We start from the raw sequence: 14,426 nt of genomic DNA, 5'->3' as shown, positions 1-14,426 counted from the left end.
ATAGCCCCGAGCCATGCTCGCCGAACCCCCCACTCACACCAACCGGGGATCCGCTTCTTCGGGGAGGGGATCCCACCCTCGGCTTTTGTGGCGCCTGCAGATGGGGTATTGGCAGCAGGCAGGCATGGCCTACGGGGTGGGTCTGGCCTGGCTGGAGCTGGGGCTGTGGGCAATGGGGCGGCGCCAAAGATCTGGAGGACTGCGTTGGATCGGCTGGGGGGAGAAGCTACTTAGGGAGGCGCTGCTGGCGGGCTATTGCTCCCTTGCCCTCTCAGTTGCCTGCGCCTCGCTGGAGGATCTCCCTGAGTTGCCTGGGCAAAGTCGGGAGCCCCGCCCGCTGCGCTGGGAGACTTTGCTCTCGCTGCTTCTGCATCTGCTGGGGCTGCTGGGATGGGTTGGGTGGGGATTTCGACCTCTGCTGGAGCCCGAAGTGCGGATCCCGGTCACGCTGTGGCTGGAGGATCCGCTGCCGCCGCAGCTTGCGGCAGAGGCAGATTCGGCCTTGCCCAAGCCGGCAGGGGAGCCGAGCGACCCGGCCCCGGAATCACCTCCCGCGGATAACCCACCCCCACCGGCTCCTGCGCCTCAGGAGAGAGTAGAGACCACGGCCGTTCCCAAGTCTGAGCTGGCTTTGCAAACGCCGCCCCCCACCCCTACGCCTGTTCCCACAGCAAAGCCGGAGCCGACCCCTCCACCCACGCCGATGGCCGCACCAACCCCTCCTCCGCCCTCCCCAACACCGACGGTCACCCCCTCACCACAGCAGCCCCCTCCAACTCCGGTGGCTACCCCCACGGCTGCACCTGTGGCCGACAGGCCGCCCCCCGTGGCTGCTACGAGCGCTCCCATTCCCCGCTTCACCCCCCTCATCCAAGGGATCCGTTCGGGTGGCGGGGGCACTGCTTCCCCCGGCGGGAGCGAGGGATCTGGATCCAGCGCTCCTGGGACGGGTGGCCTCGGTGGATCCCAAGCGCAGGGTTCTGCGCCGACAGCGGCAGAAGGGGCCGGGGAGGCATCCTCCCCCACCTCCTCGCCCGCAGCAGTGGCTGCCAGGCCGGACATCCTGGCCCGCCCCATCCCGGGGCGCAACCCGCCGCCGCAGTACCCTCCCCAAGCCCGCCGCCTCAACCAGCAGGGGCAAGTGCTGTTGCGGGTCAAGGTGGATGCCCAAGGGCAGGTGCAGCAGGTGGAAATTGTCTCTTCCAGCGGCTTCCCGGCCCTGGACAGGGCCGCACAAGAGGCGGTGCAACGCTGGCAATTTAGCCCCGCCTTGAGGAACAACACCCCGATTGAGTCGTGGGTAACGGTGCCGATTCAGTTCACCCTCAATTGACTGTTTTGGAACTGTTTTGGAGATCGTCCATGCCGTCTTGTCTTTCTCGCCGTCAACTCCTTGTCTTGGGCCTGGCCAGCCTGGGGGTTTGGGGAATGGGTCGCTTGGCCCGCGCCCAAAGCCAGATCCCGCCAGCTCCGGTTCGGCGAGTGGCCAGCCTCACCACCTTGACAGCCGATATTCTCTATCGCCTGGCTCCGGACAAGCTGGTGGGGATCCCGTCCGGGCGCTTGTTGGAGGCGGATCCCCGCTTTCAGGGCATAAATCGGCTGGGGCTGGGCAACCAACCTAACCTGGAGCAAATCGTGGCCCTGCAACCGGACTGGGTGGTGGGGGCCAGTGGCTTTCACACGGCTTTGGCAGAACGATTGCAGGCATTGGGGATCCCCACCTATCTCACGCAGGTGGACAGTTGGGCTGCCCTGGAAGCAACCATCGCCACTCTGGCTGCTGCCTTGGGGGCGGATCCGGATCCCTTGCTGCGGGAGTACGGATCGCTTTTGCCCCAGGAGCTGCCCCCAGTTCGCCCCAAAACCCTGCTTTTGGTGGGCACCCAGCCGATTCTCTCTCCCAACCGGCAAAGCTGGGCCGGGGATCTGCTGGAGCGCTTTGGCGCCGATAACCTGACGGCTGCCCTGCAAAGCCAAGGGCAATTTCGCGGCTATGTCACCCTTGCGGCAGAGCGCATCCTGGAAGCCAACCCCGAGGTTTTGTTGGTGGTCAATCCGGAGGCGGCGGATCCCTTGGCCTTTTTCCGTTCCCGCCCCTTTTGGAATCAACTGCAAGCTGTTCAAACCCAGAGGGTCTATGGATTTGACTACTACGGCTTGGTCAACCCCGGCACCCTGGAGAAGATTAGAGCGGCCTGCGAGCAGTTGGCCCGGATTTTTTCGGAGGGCTGACCCAAGGGAACGCGGGAGATAGCCTTCCTGTTTGAAATATCTTGAAATATCTTTCTAGTCCAAGCTGTAGCGGGTGAGGCGCTGCACCTGGTCGGGGGTGAGGCCCAGCTCTTGGGCAATCTGGGCGGCCACCCGATCCGGATCCAGCTCCGGAAATTCAAATTCCAGCTTGCGCAAATGGGGATTGGTGGTAGTCACCTCCACCTTGGTGTAGCCACGGGAGCGGCGGATCTCCGCCTGAATGGAAAGAATATCCAGAGCCAAGGTGGCTTGTTGCTGGCTGCGAATCGCCAAAGGTTGCTCTAGCCGGCGAGGACGGCTCAGCGCTTGGCCCGTCACCCACTCTCCCCCCGCCACAAAAAGAAGCCCTGCCAAGGGCAGCACCAGCCAAAAATCAAACCCCAGATCTTGCCACCGATGGATTTTGGGCCACCCCACCGTTGTTCTCTCCCTTGCAGAGGGCTATTTCCGTGATCCATCCTAGCCTGGGCAGTGGGAACTGGCCGTCTTGGTCAACGGCGCACAGGACGATGCGAATTTTGCTGGTGGAGGACGACCCGGAACAGTTGGAGCCTTTACAGGCTGCCCTGTCCAAGTGCGGCCATGTGGTGGACTGCGCCAGCGAAGGGGAGACGGCTGCCTGGCTGATGGAGGAGAAAGCCTATGATCTCCTCATCTTGGATTGGATGCTGCCGGGGATCAGCGGGATCCAACTCTGTCAGCAGTACCGCCGCTCGGGGGGATGCGCACCGGTGCTGATGTTAACCGCCAAGGATGCCACGTCGGACATCGTACAGGGGTTGGATGCGGGGGCAGACGACTACCTGGTCAAGCCGGTGGATCTGATAGAGCTGCTGGCACGGGTGCGGGCTTTGGGACGCCGTTCCCCCCAATGGCAAGGCGACAGCCTCAGCCTCGGATCCCTGCAGTTGCACCTGGCCAGCCTCACCCTGGAGCGGCAGGGGCGGCAAGTGCAGCTTTCGGGCAAAGAGTTTCAGTTGATGGAGTACCTGATGCGCCACCCCCACCAGGTGCTCAGTCGGGGCCAGATCGAGCAGGCGGTGTGGGAGTGGGGCTGTGAGCCGGAAAGCAATGCCGTGGCGGCGCTGGTGCGGCGGTTGCGGTTACGGTTAAAGGAGGTGGAGGCCCAGGATTGGCTGGAGTCGGTGTACGGCCAGGGGTACCGGCTGCGCATCCCCTCCCCGGAAGCAGACCCATAGAAGCAGTTCCCTAGAGGTGGCATGGAGGCCAAAAGAGCCGGGCCAAAGCATTCTCTCCCGCGGCTGGGCTGGGACTGGGTTTCTCTGAGGCCAACTTTTCAGCAGCACCTGAGCCAGAAGGCCGCGACAAAAGAGGCGGAATTGTTTCAGCACAGCCGCCGTCGCTTGGCCCGCAGCCTTGCCGGGGTCATGGGGGGGATCCTGCTGGTGTTTGCCGCCGTCTTCTACCGCTTGGAAGTGGAGAACCAGTTGCAGGCTTTTGACGAGGAGCTGCAGGTTCAGGCCAGGATCATGGCGGCAGCCATTAAGTACGAGCTGCGCCAGGGGCAGTGGCGGTTGGTGTTGAACGAGGTGCCCTTTTTGGGGGGGAAAACCCAACCCCTCGACCATCACTTGGCCTATGTGCGCTGGTTCGATCCTGCTCCCGGCACCGGAAGGGAAAGCTTGGGATCCCTGCGCCAGTACACGGGATCCCGGCCTCCTCTGGAGCTGTTTGACTTGGATGGCCCGCCTCACCATCTCCAACTGGGTTTCCAAACGGTGGAAGGAGAGAGCGGCTTACTGTTGCGCCAGCTCACGCTGCCGGTGCAGCAGGAGGAAAAGCTACTGGGCTACTTGCAACTGGCGGTGCCCCTGGAACCGCTGCAACTTACCCTGGGTCGCTTGCGCTGGGGGTTGGGGATCGGGATCCCGCTGACGCTGGCGTTGATCGGCGGGGCCGGCTGGATCTTGGGGGGGCTGGCGATGCAGCCGATTCGTCGCTCCTACGAGCAGTTGCAACGCTTCACTGCCGATGCTTCCCACGAGTTGCGCGCCCCCCTGGCCGCCCTGATGAGCAATGCTCAAATGGCTCTGCTTGCCCCGGAAGAAGCGCAGCCCCGCCTAGAAAAGGTGGTGAGCAGCGCCCGCCGCCCCAGTGAGTTAATCGATACGCTGCTGCAGTTGGCCCGCCAGCAGGGATCCCTGCCTTTGGAGGATCTGCCCCTGGTGGACTTGCGGGAGCTGGTGCAGGAGCTGGGCGAACAATACCGGCCCCAAGCGGAGTCCCTGGGGCTGCGCTGGCAATGCGACCTGCCGGGGCCTGCCGGGAAATGGCTGGTGCGGGGGGAGGCGGCCCTGCTGCGGCAGGCGGTGGAAAACCTGCTGCGCAATGCCCTGCAGTACACCCCCGCCGGCGGCACGGTGCAGGTGAGCCTGGAAAGCCGGCCTCCCTGGGTTAGCATCCACGTGAAGGATACAGGCATCGGCATCCCTCCTGAGCACCTGCCCCACCTGTGCGAGCGGTTTTACCGGGTGGACACGGCCCGCGCCCGCCATACGGGGGGATTTGGGCTGGGCCTGGCCTTGGCCCACCAGATCGTTACCGCCCATCGGGGATCCCTGCGGGTGGCCAGCCGGGTGGGGGAGGGGTCGGTGTTTACGGTGGAGCTGCCCTTGTCATCTTCACGTCATTTTCTTTCGCCATTCTCAAGATAAGCCGCAAGGGAAAGCCCCCAGAACTCCGCCCAAAGAGCGCGAACGGGCCAACCCCAAACCGGCTTGTCCTGTCGATTGGAGTTTGTAACCATGACGATGCGTGCTTCCTTCACCCGTACCCTCAGCTGTTCCCTACCGATTTTGGTGCTCCTCACTCCCCTGGTGCTGGGATCCCCGGCGCAAGCCCAGCGGGGCCGGCCCTCGGCTCCTGGAACTGCAGCCCCCGTGCCAATGCAGCCGAGTTGGCAGAGCCCGCGGGAGCTGGAGCGAGTCAACCACGACCTGGCCAAAGCGCAGCGGGACCTGGCGGAAGCCAGCTTCTTCGCCCAGCGGGGATCCTCTCCGGAAGCGGCCCGTCTTCTGGAGCTGAGCCGCCAGAGCTTTGCCGAGGCCCAGAAGGCTCTGCAAGGGGGGAATGTCTTTGCCGCCCGCGAGCAGGCCAAGGCGGCGGAAAACCTGGCCAAAGCCGCCAAAGCTCTGTACGAAGCGGAGCTAGGCTTTGGGGGCCCTCCTGGCCGTTCCTTCTTCGAAGCCCCCCTCCGCGCCCAAGAGTCCCTCAGCCGGTTGCAAGCGGAGATGACCTTCGCCAACATCACCTCCGGCCCTGTAGCCGAGCTGCAGCAGCAAGCCCAACAGTTGTTGGGCAGGGTCAATGCCGATCCCGCTAGCTACACCTTCGCCGACTACAGCCGCAGCAAAGCCGCCTTCCACTCGGCCCGCGCCGCCTTGCACCTGTTGGCGGCTGAGCGCCTGAGCGGTCTGGGATCCCTGAGCAGCTTCTGAGTGGGTCTGCTGACCCCGAGGCAGTTGCGTTAGAGTAAAAGCCCCCGCCGCGGGGGCTGTTCTTCTGCCCAGAAATCCAGAGCCAAGAGCGCACGGCTGTCGAGTGTACTTGCGTTTTCTGCACCTGTGGCACTTTCGCAACTACCGGGATCAAAAGATCTCCTTCGAGGCGCCCAAGACCATCCTGGTGGGGGAGAACGCCCAGGGCAAGACCAACCTCTTGGAGGCGGTGGAGCTCTTGGCCACCCTGCGCTCGCGGCGGGCCGGTCGGGATCGGGAGTTGGTGCAGCAGGGGGCAGAGAAGGCCCGGATCGCCGCCACGGTGGAGCGGCTGGGGGTGGCCCACGAGCTGGCGATGGAGCTGCGCAGCCAAGGGGGGCGATCCCTAAGGGTTAACGGCCAGGGGCTACGGCGACAATCGGACTTTTTGGGGCAGGTGAGTGCCGTGGTGTTCTCCAGCCTGGATCTGGAGCTGGTGCGGGGAGCTCCAGAAGCGCGGCGCACCTGGCTGGACGGGGTGTTGCTTCAACTGGAGCCGGCTTACCTGGGCCTGGTGGAGCAGTATCGTCAGATCCTCAAGCAGCGCAATGCCCTCTTGAAGCAGGATCCCTTGGCTGCGGGCGACAAAGTACCTCAGATGGCCTTTTGGGACGCGCAACTGGCCACCCTTGGCAGCCGCATCCTGCGCCGCCGCGCCCGGCTGTTGCAGCGGCTAGAACCCCTGGCCGCCCGCTGGCACCAGGCCATCAGCGGCGGACGGGAGACCCTCAGCCTCACCTACCGCCCGCAGGTGCCCCTGCCGGATCCCCAGGCCGATCCCAAGGTGGTTCAAGCCCAATTTTTGGCCGCGATCCGCGCCAAGGCTGCTGCCGAACAGGCCCTGGGCACCTCTCTGGTTGGCCCCCACCGAGACGAGGTGGAGCTGGGCATCGACGGAGTTGCCGCCCGCGCCTATGGATCCCAGGGGCAGCAGCGCACCTTGGTCTTGGCCCTCAAATTGGCGGAGCTGGAACTGATCGAGCAGGTGAAGGGGGATCCGCCCCTGCTGCTGCTGGACGACGTGCTGGCAGAGCTGGATCTGCACCGCCAAAACCAGCTCTTGGAGGCGATTCAAGAACGGGTGCAGACTTTGGTTACCACCACCCACCTGGGATCCTTCGACGCCGCTTGGCTCCAAGGGGCGCAAATCCTGCAAGTGCACCAGGGGCAGATTGCTCCCTCCCCCGCCTCGCTCCCCTTGGCTTAAAGCAGGCCAATCCCATACCATACTCCCCTCTCCCTCTGGGAGAGGGGCCGGGGGTGAGGGCTCAGGGCCGCCCGCGATCCAGGCTGCGATACTGGATGGCCTCGGCGAGGTGGGTGGGGGCGATGGCCTCGGCACCCTCCAGGTCGGCGATGGTGCGGGCCACCTTGAGGATGCGGTCGCTCCCCCGCGCAGACAGGCCCAGCTTTTGGATGGCGCTCTCCAAGAGTTTGCGACAGGGCTCGGACAGGGCACACCACTGCCGCAGGTGGCGGGGTTGCATCTGGGCGTTGCAGTGGATCCCTGGCTCGTTTTGGAAGCGCTGCCGTTGGCGCTGCCGCGCCTGTTCCACCCGCTGCCGCACCGCTTGGGAAGATTCGCCGCCCTGGAGGCGGACAATTTCTTCTGGCTTGAGGCGGTTGACCCGCACCTGCAAGTCGATGCGATCCAACAGCGGCCCGGAGAGCTTGGACCAGTAGCGCTCCCGCTGCTGCGGCGTACAGGTGCAGGGCTGAACGGGATCTCCATAGAAACCGCAGGGGCAAGGGTTGGTGGAGGCCACCAGGGTGGTTTGGGCGGGAAACTCCAGAGAAACGCGGGCGCGGGAGATGGTGACCTTGCCATCTTCCAAAGGCTGGCGCAGCACCTCCAACACCTCCCGCCGGAATTCCGTCAGTTCATCCAGGTACAGGACACCGTGGTGAGCAAGGGAGATCTCGCCAGGCTTGGGGTAGGGGCCACCACCCACCAGCGCCACCGCCGAAGCCGAGTGGTGGGGAGCCCGAAAGGGCCGCTGCGTAATCAGGGGAGTCTGGCGCCCCAGGTGGAGATTTTGCCGCAACAGGCCGGCTGCCGAGTAGATGCGGGTAATTTCCAACATCTCTTCCCACTGCAGCTGGGGCAGAATGCCGGGCAGTCGCCGCGCCAGCATGGTCTTGCCCGCTCCCGGGCTGCCCACCAGCAACAGGTTGTGGCCGCCGGCCGCCGCGATCTCCAGGGCCCGTCGGGCGTGCTCTTGCCCCTTGACATCGGCCAAATCCAGCAGGGGTTCCGTTTCGGTGGGCAGCATCTGCTCCCGCTGGATCCGCACCGGCTCAACTCCCTGGGGGTTTTGCAGCCAGCTCACCACTGCCGCCAAAGAGGGCAGCCCATACACCTGGATCCCTTGCACCAGCGCCCCTTCCGGGCCGTTTTCTCGGGGCACCACCAGGCGGCGGATCCCCATCTCGGCGGCGCTGGCGGCGATGGGCAAAACTCCCGCCACAGGACGCAGGGTGCCATCCAGGGCCAATTCCCCCAGCAGCAGGGTGTTGGCCAGCGCTTCCCGCTCAACTACTCCTGCGGCTGCCAGGATGCCGATGGCAATGGGCAGATCGAAGCTGGGGCCCTCTTTGCGCAGATCGGCGGGGGCCAAGTTGACGATGATCCGCCGCTGGGGCAGGGCAAAGCCGGAGTTCTTGATGGCCGCCCGTACCCGCTCTTTGGCCTCCTGAACGGCTGTATCGGGCAGCCCCACCAGGGTAATCTGGGGCAAGCCACCGCCCACATCCACCTCTACCGTGACCCCCACGGCCTTGAGTCCCACCAGGGCAGCAGCAGTGACCTGAGCAAACACTCCAGTTGCCTCCCCGAGGAAAGTCTTTAGCTTAATCCTGGCAGAAGTTTTGGCCTCTGCCCTGGCCAGGGATCCCTGCGCTCTGGCTGCAGGGGCTTGGGGAGAATGTCACAATCGTTTCAGGCTTTCCCTGCCCCTCAAAAGGGGGCACTCCCCTCAGCCGACAAGGCAATGGAGGGAGGGCCCTCATCGCTAGGAGGCTATCCCAGTGGTCTTTCCTACTTCCGACCCTCCCTTTGACCATTTTTCTGGCCCCGGGGAAGAGCCCATCCCAGCGTGGGATGAGCTGGAAGAGCAGGTACAGCAGTTTGCCCGCTGCTACCGAGGGCAAGTGGCCCAGCTCAGCCCACCAGAGCTGGGAAAGGCGCTGCAAGTCTTGTTGCAGCTAACACAAGCCCTGGCAGCTCACCTTGCAGAGGGCAGGGAAGGGATCCCGGCTACCCCTGTTCAGGCCCCAAGCTGGCGGGATCTGGAACGGGCTATCTCCCTGCAAAGCCACTTGCTCTTTTTCCCCCTGGAGCTGCAGTCCCTGTTGGCTGTCTCTCCCGACGAGCCTGCCGCCGAGTTGCCGCCCGAGCCAGAGGAGCGGCGCTTGGATCTTTTGGCTGCTGCCTGTGCCGATCCAGGGCTGCGCCCCTTTCGCCAGTTTCTGTGTGGCCTCTTCCAGCAACGAGGTCACCAGCAGGCGGAGCCTCTGGAACGTCTACTCCACCAGCAGCGCCTGGCCGGACGCTTGGCCTGGCGGCAGTTGTGGCAAGTCACCCTTAGCTCCCCCGCTCTCCCCCAACAGCAGTCGACTGAAACCCTTGCCCACCTGCAGAGCCTGCAAACCCACCCCAGCGCTGAGATCCGCTGGGCGGCCTACCAGCGGTTGGGCCAACACCTAGAAGCCCATGCAGAGCTAGGGGGATTTATTCTCAGCGTCCTCATCCGCGACCACCTCTGGGAAGCCCAGTGGCGGGGCTACGATTCTGCCGCCGAGCTTTACCTGGCTCGCCATGGCCTCGGCCAGCCCTTTTGGGAGCAGCTGCTGGACGGGATCCGCGATCGCTTCGACCTGTTCCAGCGCTACTACCGCCTAAAAAGCCGCGCCCTGGGCCGTTCCATCCGTACCTGCGACCTCTATGCGCCCTGGGGGGATCCGGCTCCTCCCCTCACCGCCGCCGAGGCTACCTCCCTGGTCTGGGCGGCCCTGCAAGAGTTCTGCCCCGACTGTGCAGCCCAGGCCAAACCCTGGTTACCGGAAATCCGCTCCAACTTGGAAGCACCCGCCGGCAAGCCAGAGACGCCATCGTTAGGGGGTGAACCCCTCGCCTTGCTGCTGCAAGCCCTTGAAGCCCTCAGCCGGCGGCTCCGGCCTGAGGGGCCTCGGGTTTGGCTGGATCTGGAGGAGCTGCAAGGAACTGTCCAGCCCTCCTGGGAAATTCGGGTGCACACCGCGTTTTTACAGCAGATGCTGCTCGACTACCTGCTGGAGGGGGCGCGGGGCACGCCGGCGCCACCTCGTCTCCGCGATCGGGGAAGCGGGCCGGAGGCCTTGCGCTCCGGCAGCCTTACCTTGGCCCAGGCCCTGTTGATTCACCACCTGGAGGCGCAGTTGCAAGCCGTGTTCTACCAGAGCTTGATTGCGCGGCTGGAGCTGCTCCTCTACCGGTCGGAGATCTCGCAAGGCGACACCGCTCCACTGGCCCCATCCGAGGCTGGCCCTACCTACTGGGTCGGCGAAGAGTGGCTGAAGCTGAGCCAGGAGCTGTGCGGCGATGCGGTGGAGCTGTTGCCGGAAGAGCAGTTCCGCTGGGTGGGGATGCCGGAGCTGTTTCTGCGCCCCTTCAGCGCCCCTCAGGTCAGCCTGGCCAGCCTAGTGGCCCTGGCCTGCCACCGCCAGTATCATCTGTCTCCGCGTACCTTTTTGCCCCGCTACCGAAATTGGCTGGCTAGCCCCCCTGGATCCTTGACTTGGGGAGAATCGGCCCAGTTACTCCAGGTGGACTTGAGCGAGCCGGAGGAGGTGTTGCAGGGGTTGGAGGAACTGGAGCATTGGATCGAGGTGCTGGAAGAGCTGCTGGAAGAGAATCAAGACTAGGGGGCTGCAGCCAGCTGGCCTTTGACGTAGCCGGAAGGAGCTCCTTGCAGAGGGGGAGGGAGCACCTCAAAGCCCGCCCCTTCCTCAAGTGGGCAGGAGGGAAATGGGGGCTGCTAAGCCAGTACGAACCCTTCTTCCCCCGCGACTGGGGCACTTATCATGAGCCCTTTTTGGGTGGCGGGGCGGTGTTTTTCCACCTGGCCCAGGTTTACCCTGAGCGGGGTTTTGTGCTATCCGACATCAACGCTGACTTGGTCAACGCCTACTGCTGTGTGAGGGATCGGGTGGAGGAGGTGGTGGCACTGCTAGCCTACCACCAGGCCCACCACAGCCGCGACTACTACTACGCCCTGCGGGCATCCAAGCCAGTTGACCCTGTCCAGCGGGCGGCGCGGCTAATTTACCTCAACAAAACTTGCTACAACGGGCTTTACCGGGAAAACGCCAGCGGCGAGTTCAACGTACCCCTGGGCCGCTACCGCAACCCGCGCATTTGTGATGCCGACAACTTGCGGGCTGCTAGCCGTGTCCTGCAACGGGCCAAGATCTTGGTGCAGTCGTTTGAGCAGGTGTTGGAGCGGGCCCAGCCCGGCGATTTTGTCTATTTGGATCCGCCCTACTACCCGGTTTCAGAAACCAGCAGCTTTACCGCCTATAGTCAGTACGCCTTTGGCCAAGCGGAGCAGATCCGCTTGCGAGAAGTTTTTGGGATCCTGGCCGACCGAGGCGTGCAGGTGCTGCTGTCCAACTCAGACTGCACTTTTGTGCGAGAGCTGTACAGGGGCTATCCTATCCACACCATCGTGGCCAGCCGCGCCATCAACTGCCACGGCCGCAAGCGCGGTCCTATCACCGAGGTGCTGGTCTTGTCAAGGTAGCCGGCCCTAGCTACTCGATCACCACACTCTTGGGCCCGCCATCGGGGCGCTCCTGGTTGAAATTGGCCAAAAAGGTATCCGGATCCCGGAGGCTGAAGACCAGCTTTTTGCAGGGTACTTGCAGCCCCAGCGGCCCTACCAAGGGAATGAAAAGCATCTTTTCCTGGAGCAGCGGAATGGCAATCACCCCCTGGGTGCTGGTTACCGCGCCAACCAGTCCCTGGAAATCGGTGCGCACGCCCAGGCCGTAGAACCAGGGCCAAGAGAAGCGCTCCCCGCGTCCCAGCTCGCCTAGAGAAAAGGTTTCGTTGAACAAGTTGCCCGCCCGCACTACTAGCTTGTCCTGGAGCAGGTCAACGTAGGCCGACTCACTGCCCACCCCAAACAGCGCCAGGGGCAAACTTGCCAGGGGGTTGGAGTCAATGGCCATGTAATAGCGCATGGGAAATCTCCAAGGTCAGGAACAAAAAGAATGAGCCGCGGCCCCTAGCCTTGCAATTATAATCTCCGGCCTTGCCAGCTTGGCCAAAAGGAAACCCGTTCGCTAAGGCTCTGAGCGGCTATGATGGGTTGCTGGGAGCGGCCTTCTACACCCTTTGAGCTGGCCCTGAGCCAGGAGAACTCATGGATCTGCGCCCCCTTGTCCGCCTAGTGCCCGATTTTCCCAAGCCCGGGATCCTCTTTCGCGACATAACCCCCTTGCTGCAGAATCCAGCGGGCTTTCGGGCCGCTATCGAACAGTTGGCCGCCGGCACTGCCACCATGGGATCCCTAGATTACGTGGTGGGCATTGAGTCGCGAGGGTTTATTTTGGGGGCTGCCTTGGCCCAACACCTGGGTTTGGGGTTTGTCCCCGTTCGCAAGCGCGGCAAACTGCCGCCGCCAGTGCTCAGCCAAACCTACACGCTGGAGTATGGCCAAGACGAGCTCCAACTACAAGCCCACGCCCTGCGCCCTGGCAATCGGGTGGTGATTGTCGATGACGTCTTGGCAACTGGCGGTACAGCCGCCGCCACGGCTGAACTGGTGGCTCAGAGTGGCGCCCAGGTAGGCGGGTTTGCTTTTCTAATCGAGCTAGCTTTCTTGTCGGGCCGCAAGCTTCTTCCTCCACAAATCCCAACCCACGTGCTGATGGTGGAAGACTCCAACTGAGGGATTTGCCCCTCACCGCAGGCGTAGCGGCTGGCGGACGGCTACTTCTGTTGCCTTAGCTTTGGGCAGAGGTTGAGTCAAGGGGCTGAGCTGAGCCTGGGCCTGCAGTTGCTCCTCAATCCAGTCGGCCAGCTCCCGCATGTAGAGGGCCACGTGGGGGGCGTAGTCGCGCCGCAGCGGCTCTACCCCTTTTTCGGCCAGGCGGGCCAGGATGACCGGATTGCTTAGCTCTTCGAGAGCGGCAAAGTCTTCTGGCTGGTCAAACCCCAGCTCTGCCATCTTTTCAAACACATATCCCAGCCGTAGGCCCGTAGCCTCGCAGTGGGAAGGATCCCTCGCGACATAGGCAGCGGTGCGGTAGGCCGTTTGGGCAATGGAGCGCCAGGTGCCGCGGTGGATGTGCAGGCTAAGCTGCTGCTGATCCCAGCCCAGGGCTTCCCGCACCAAAAGGCCACAATTGCAGCGGGTGCTATCCCGCCAGCAGTACTCGCGATCCCAAAAACCCCAGTGCTGAGCCTGCAGGCGATCGGCGGTGCGGCGCAAGAGGGCTGCCAGCTCCGGTGTAGGACGCATTGGTCAAGGCGGCAGACGGGATCCCCTCCAGTCTAGGCAGGCAGGCGGCTGGGAACAAGCCAAGCTTAATCCTTTTTTGAGTTGATGGGCTCTGCTTGAACTTCGGAATCCTCAGAAGACTGTTGCCGCTGGCGATGCCGTTGCCAAGCTCCCCAAGCCACCCCCGCCAACACCAGCGAGGCCCCGCCCAGATAGGTGCCCCCTGCTGGCAGGCCGGCCAAGGCCAGGGCCAGGGATCCCCCCCAGAGGGTCATGGCGTAAATCAGCAGCACCGAATGCCGCTGGGACAGGCCAGCCTTGAGCAGGCGATGGTGCAAGTGGCCCTTGTCGGGATGGAAAGGGGATTTGCCTCTGGCCAAGCGCTTGAGGATCACAGCAGACATATCCAGAATCGGCACGGCCAGGATAAAAAACGGCAGGGCCACCGCCAGGGTGGTCACCCCCTTGGCCACCCCAATGACCCCGATCCCGGCCAGGGTAAAGCCCAGAAAGTAGGCTCCCCCATCTCCCATGAAGATCTGGGCCGGGTTGAAGTTGTAGCGCAAAAAGCCCAGGCAGGCCCCGGCCAAGGCTGCCGCCAGCATGGCCGCCGCCGGCCGATCCAGGAGCAGCGTTACCATCAGCATCACGACTGCTGCGATCCCCGACACGCCTGCCGCCAAGCCATCCAGGCCGTCCATGAAGTTGATGGCGTTGGCCATCCCCACCAGCCACAGCAGGGTAACCAGCAGGCTCAGCCATACCGGAAAGGGCCAGATGCCGATCCCCGGTAGGTTAATGAACTCGATGCGCACCCCCACTCCCCAGGCGGCGGCAGCCACCCCAAACTGCATCGCCAGGCGGGAAAAGGGCGACAACTGGAACAGATCGTCGGCCAGGCCGATCAAAAAAAACAAAACGCCGCCAATGGTTACCCCCCAGATCTCGTACTCCTGCTCGGGGCGCAGGCCGGCAAAGGCTCCGGCTCCCCAAAGCACAAGCAGCGCCACCAGGTTGCCGAAAAAGATGGAGACCCCCCCCAGGCGCACCATCGGCTGCCGGTGGATCTTGCGCTCGTCAGGAAAATCCAACTGGCCGCTGCGGATCCCGACCGCCTTCACCACCGGGGTTGCCCACAAGACCACACAGGCAGCAGCGAGAAAGGCAACCAAGTAGGGCATGGCAGGCC

At 63.8% G+C, this 14,426-nt stretch carries 14 protein-coding genes; 9 read left to right on the top strand and 5 right to left on the bottom strand.

The window, feature by feature from the left end; all coding sequences use genetic code 11:
- Window positions 1–13: 13 nt before the first annotated feature.
- Both NW846_RS05255 and NW846_RS05250 read left to right on the top strand, forming a co-directional pair.
- Window positions 14–1,333: an energy transducer TonB gene (locus NW846_RS05255; RefSeq protein ID WP_011430844.1), complete on the top strand. Its 1,320-nt coding sequence runs from the start codon at window positions 14–16 to the stop codon at window positions 1,331–1,333.
- A 29-nt stretch (window positions 1,334–1,362) separates the two neighbouring features.
- Window positions 1,363–2,235: an ABC transporter substrate-binding protein gene (locus NW846_RS05250; RefSeq protein ID WP_414346838.1), complete on the top strand. Its 873-nt coding sequence runs from the start codon at window positions 1,363–1,365 to the stop codon at window positions 2,233–2,235.
- A gap of 54 nt (window positions 2,236–2,289) precedes the next feature.
- Here NW846_RS05250 and NW846_RS05245 read toward each other — a convergent pair whose 3' ends face one another.
- The gene (locus tag NW846_RS05245; RefSeq protein ID WP_099813018.1) at window positions 2,290–2,673 is read right to left on the bottom strand and encodes a hypothetical protein; all 384 of its coding nucleotides are present in this window, start codon (window positions 2,671–2,673) and stop codon (window positions 2,290–2,292) included.
- A 92-nt stretch (window positions 2,674–2,765) separates the two neighbouring features.
- On the opposite strand from NW846_RS05245, the gene rppA reads away from it, so the two are divergent.
- The 4 genes from rppA to recF all read left to right on the top strand — a co-directional run bounded on the left by rppA (window position 2,766) and on the right by recF (window position 6,960).
- Window positions 2,766–3,455: a two-component system response regulator RppA gene (gene rppA, locus NW846_RS05240; protein WP_414346837.1), complete on the top strand. Its 690-nt coding sequence runs from the start codon at window positions 2,766–2,768 to the stop codon at window positions 3,453–3,455.
- Window positions 3,456–3,476: 21 nt separating this feature from the next.
- A complete protein-coding gene (locus tag NW846_RS05235; RefSeq protein ID WP_414346836.1) occupies window positions 3,477–4,931 on the top strand; it encodes a sensor histidine kinase in 1,455 nt (484 codons plus the stop codon).
- A 90-nt stretch (window positions 4,932–5,021) separates the two neighbouring features.
- Window positions 5,022–5,714: a DNA-binding protein gene (locus tag NW846_RS05230; protein WP_414346835.1), complete on the top strand. Its 693-nt coding sequence runs from the start codon at window positions 5,022–5,024 to the stop codon at window positions 5,712–5,714.
- A 103-nt stretch (window positions 5,715–5,817) separates the two neighbouring features.
- Window positions 5,818–6,960 (top strand): DNA replication/repair protein RecF, encoded by a 1,143-nt coding sequence (recF, locus tag NW846_RS05225; RefSeq protein WP_011430838.1) that lies wholly within the window; start codon window positions 5,818–5,820, stop codon window positions 6,958–6,960.
- 61 nt (window positions 6,961–7,021) lie between these two features.
- On the opposite strand, the gene NW846_RS05220 is transcribed toward recF, so the two are convergent.
- Window positions 7,022–8,572: a YifB family Mg chelatase-like AAA ATPase gene (locus NW846_RS05220; protein WP_414515498.1), complete on the bottom strand. Its 1,551-nt coding sequence runs from the start codon at window positions 8,570–8,572 to the stop codon at window positions 7,022–7,024.
- 208 nt (window positions 8,573–8,780) lie between these two features.
- On the opposite strand from NW846_RS05220, the gene NW846_RS05215 reads away from it, so the two are divergent.
- Both NW846_RS05215 and NW846_RS05210 read left to right on the top strand, forming a co-directional pair.
- Window positions 8,781–10,655, top strand: coding sequence for a peptidase M3 (locus tag NW846_RS05215; RefSeq protein ID WP_414346834.1), 1,875 nt, complete (start codon window positions 8,781–8,783; stop codon window positions 10,653–10,655).
- A gap of 44 nt (window positions 10,656–10,699) precedes the next feature.
- The gene (locus NW846_RS05210; RefSeq protein WP_414346833.1) at window positions 10,700–11,533 is read left to right on the top strand and encodes a DNA adenine methylase; all 834 of its coding nucleotides are present in this window, start codon (window positions 10,700–10,702) and stop codon (window positions 11,531–11,533) included.
- Between the two features lie 10 nt (window positions 11,534–11,543).
- Here the strand turns inward: NW846_RS05210 and NW846_RS05205 are convergent, their stop codons facing one another.
- Window positions 11,544–11,975, bottom strand: a complete 432-nt coding sequence (locus NW846_RS05205) for a hypothetical protein (protein ID WP_414346832.1) — start codon at window positions 11,973–11,975, stop codon at window positions 11,544–11,546.
- 182 nt (window positions 11,976–12,157) lie between these two features.
- Between NW846_RS05205 and NW846_RS05200 the strand changes: the two genes are divergently transcribed.
- Complete coding sequence (locus NW846_RS05200; protein WP_414346831.1) at window positions 12,158–12,685, top strand: adenine phosphoribosyltransferase; 528 nt, start codon at window positions 12,158–12,160, stop codon at window positions 12,683–12,685.
- 12 nt (window positions 12,686–12,697) lie between these two features.
- On the opposite strand, the gene NW846_RS05195 is transcribed toward NW846_RS05200, so the two are convergent.
- A complete protein-coding gene (locus tag NW846_RS05195) occupies window positions 12,698–13,258 on the bottom strand; it encodes a hypothetical protein (protein WP_414346830.1) in 561 nt (186 codons plus the stop codon).
- Between the two features lie 65 nt (window positions 13,259–13,323).
- Window positions 13,324–14,418, bottom strand: a complete 1,095-nt coding sequence (locus NW846_RS05190) for a glycosyltransferase family 4 protein (RefSeq protein ID WP_414346829.1) — start codon at window positions 14,416–14,418, stop codon at window positions 13,324–13,326.
- Window positions 14,419–14,426 lie beyond the last annotated feature (8 nt).

The sequence above is a fragment of the Synechococcus sp. W60.3 genome, assembly GCF_047502615.1.
GTDB lineage: Bacteria > Cyanobacteriota > Cyanobacteriia > Thermostichales > Thermostichaceae > Thermostichus.
This window is presented reverse-complemented; position numbering and strand designations above follow the sequence as displayed.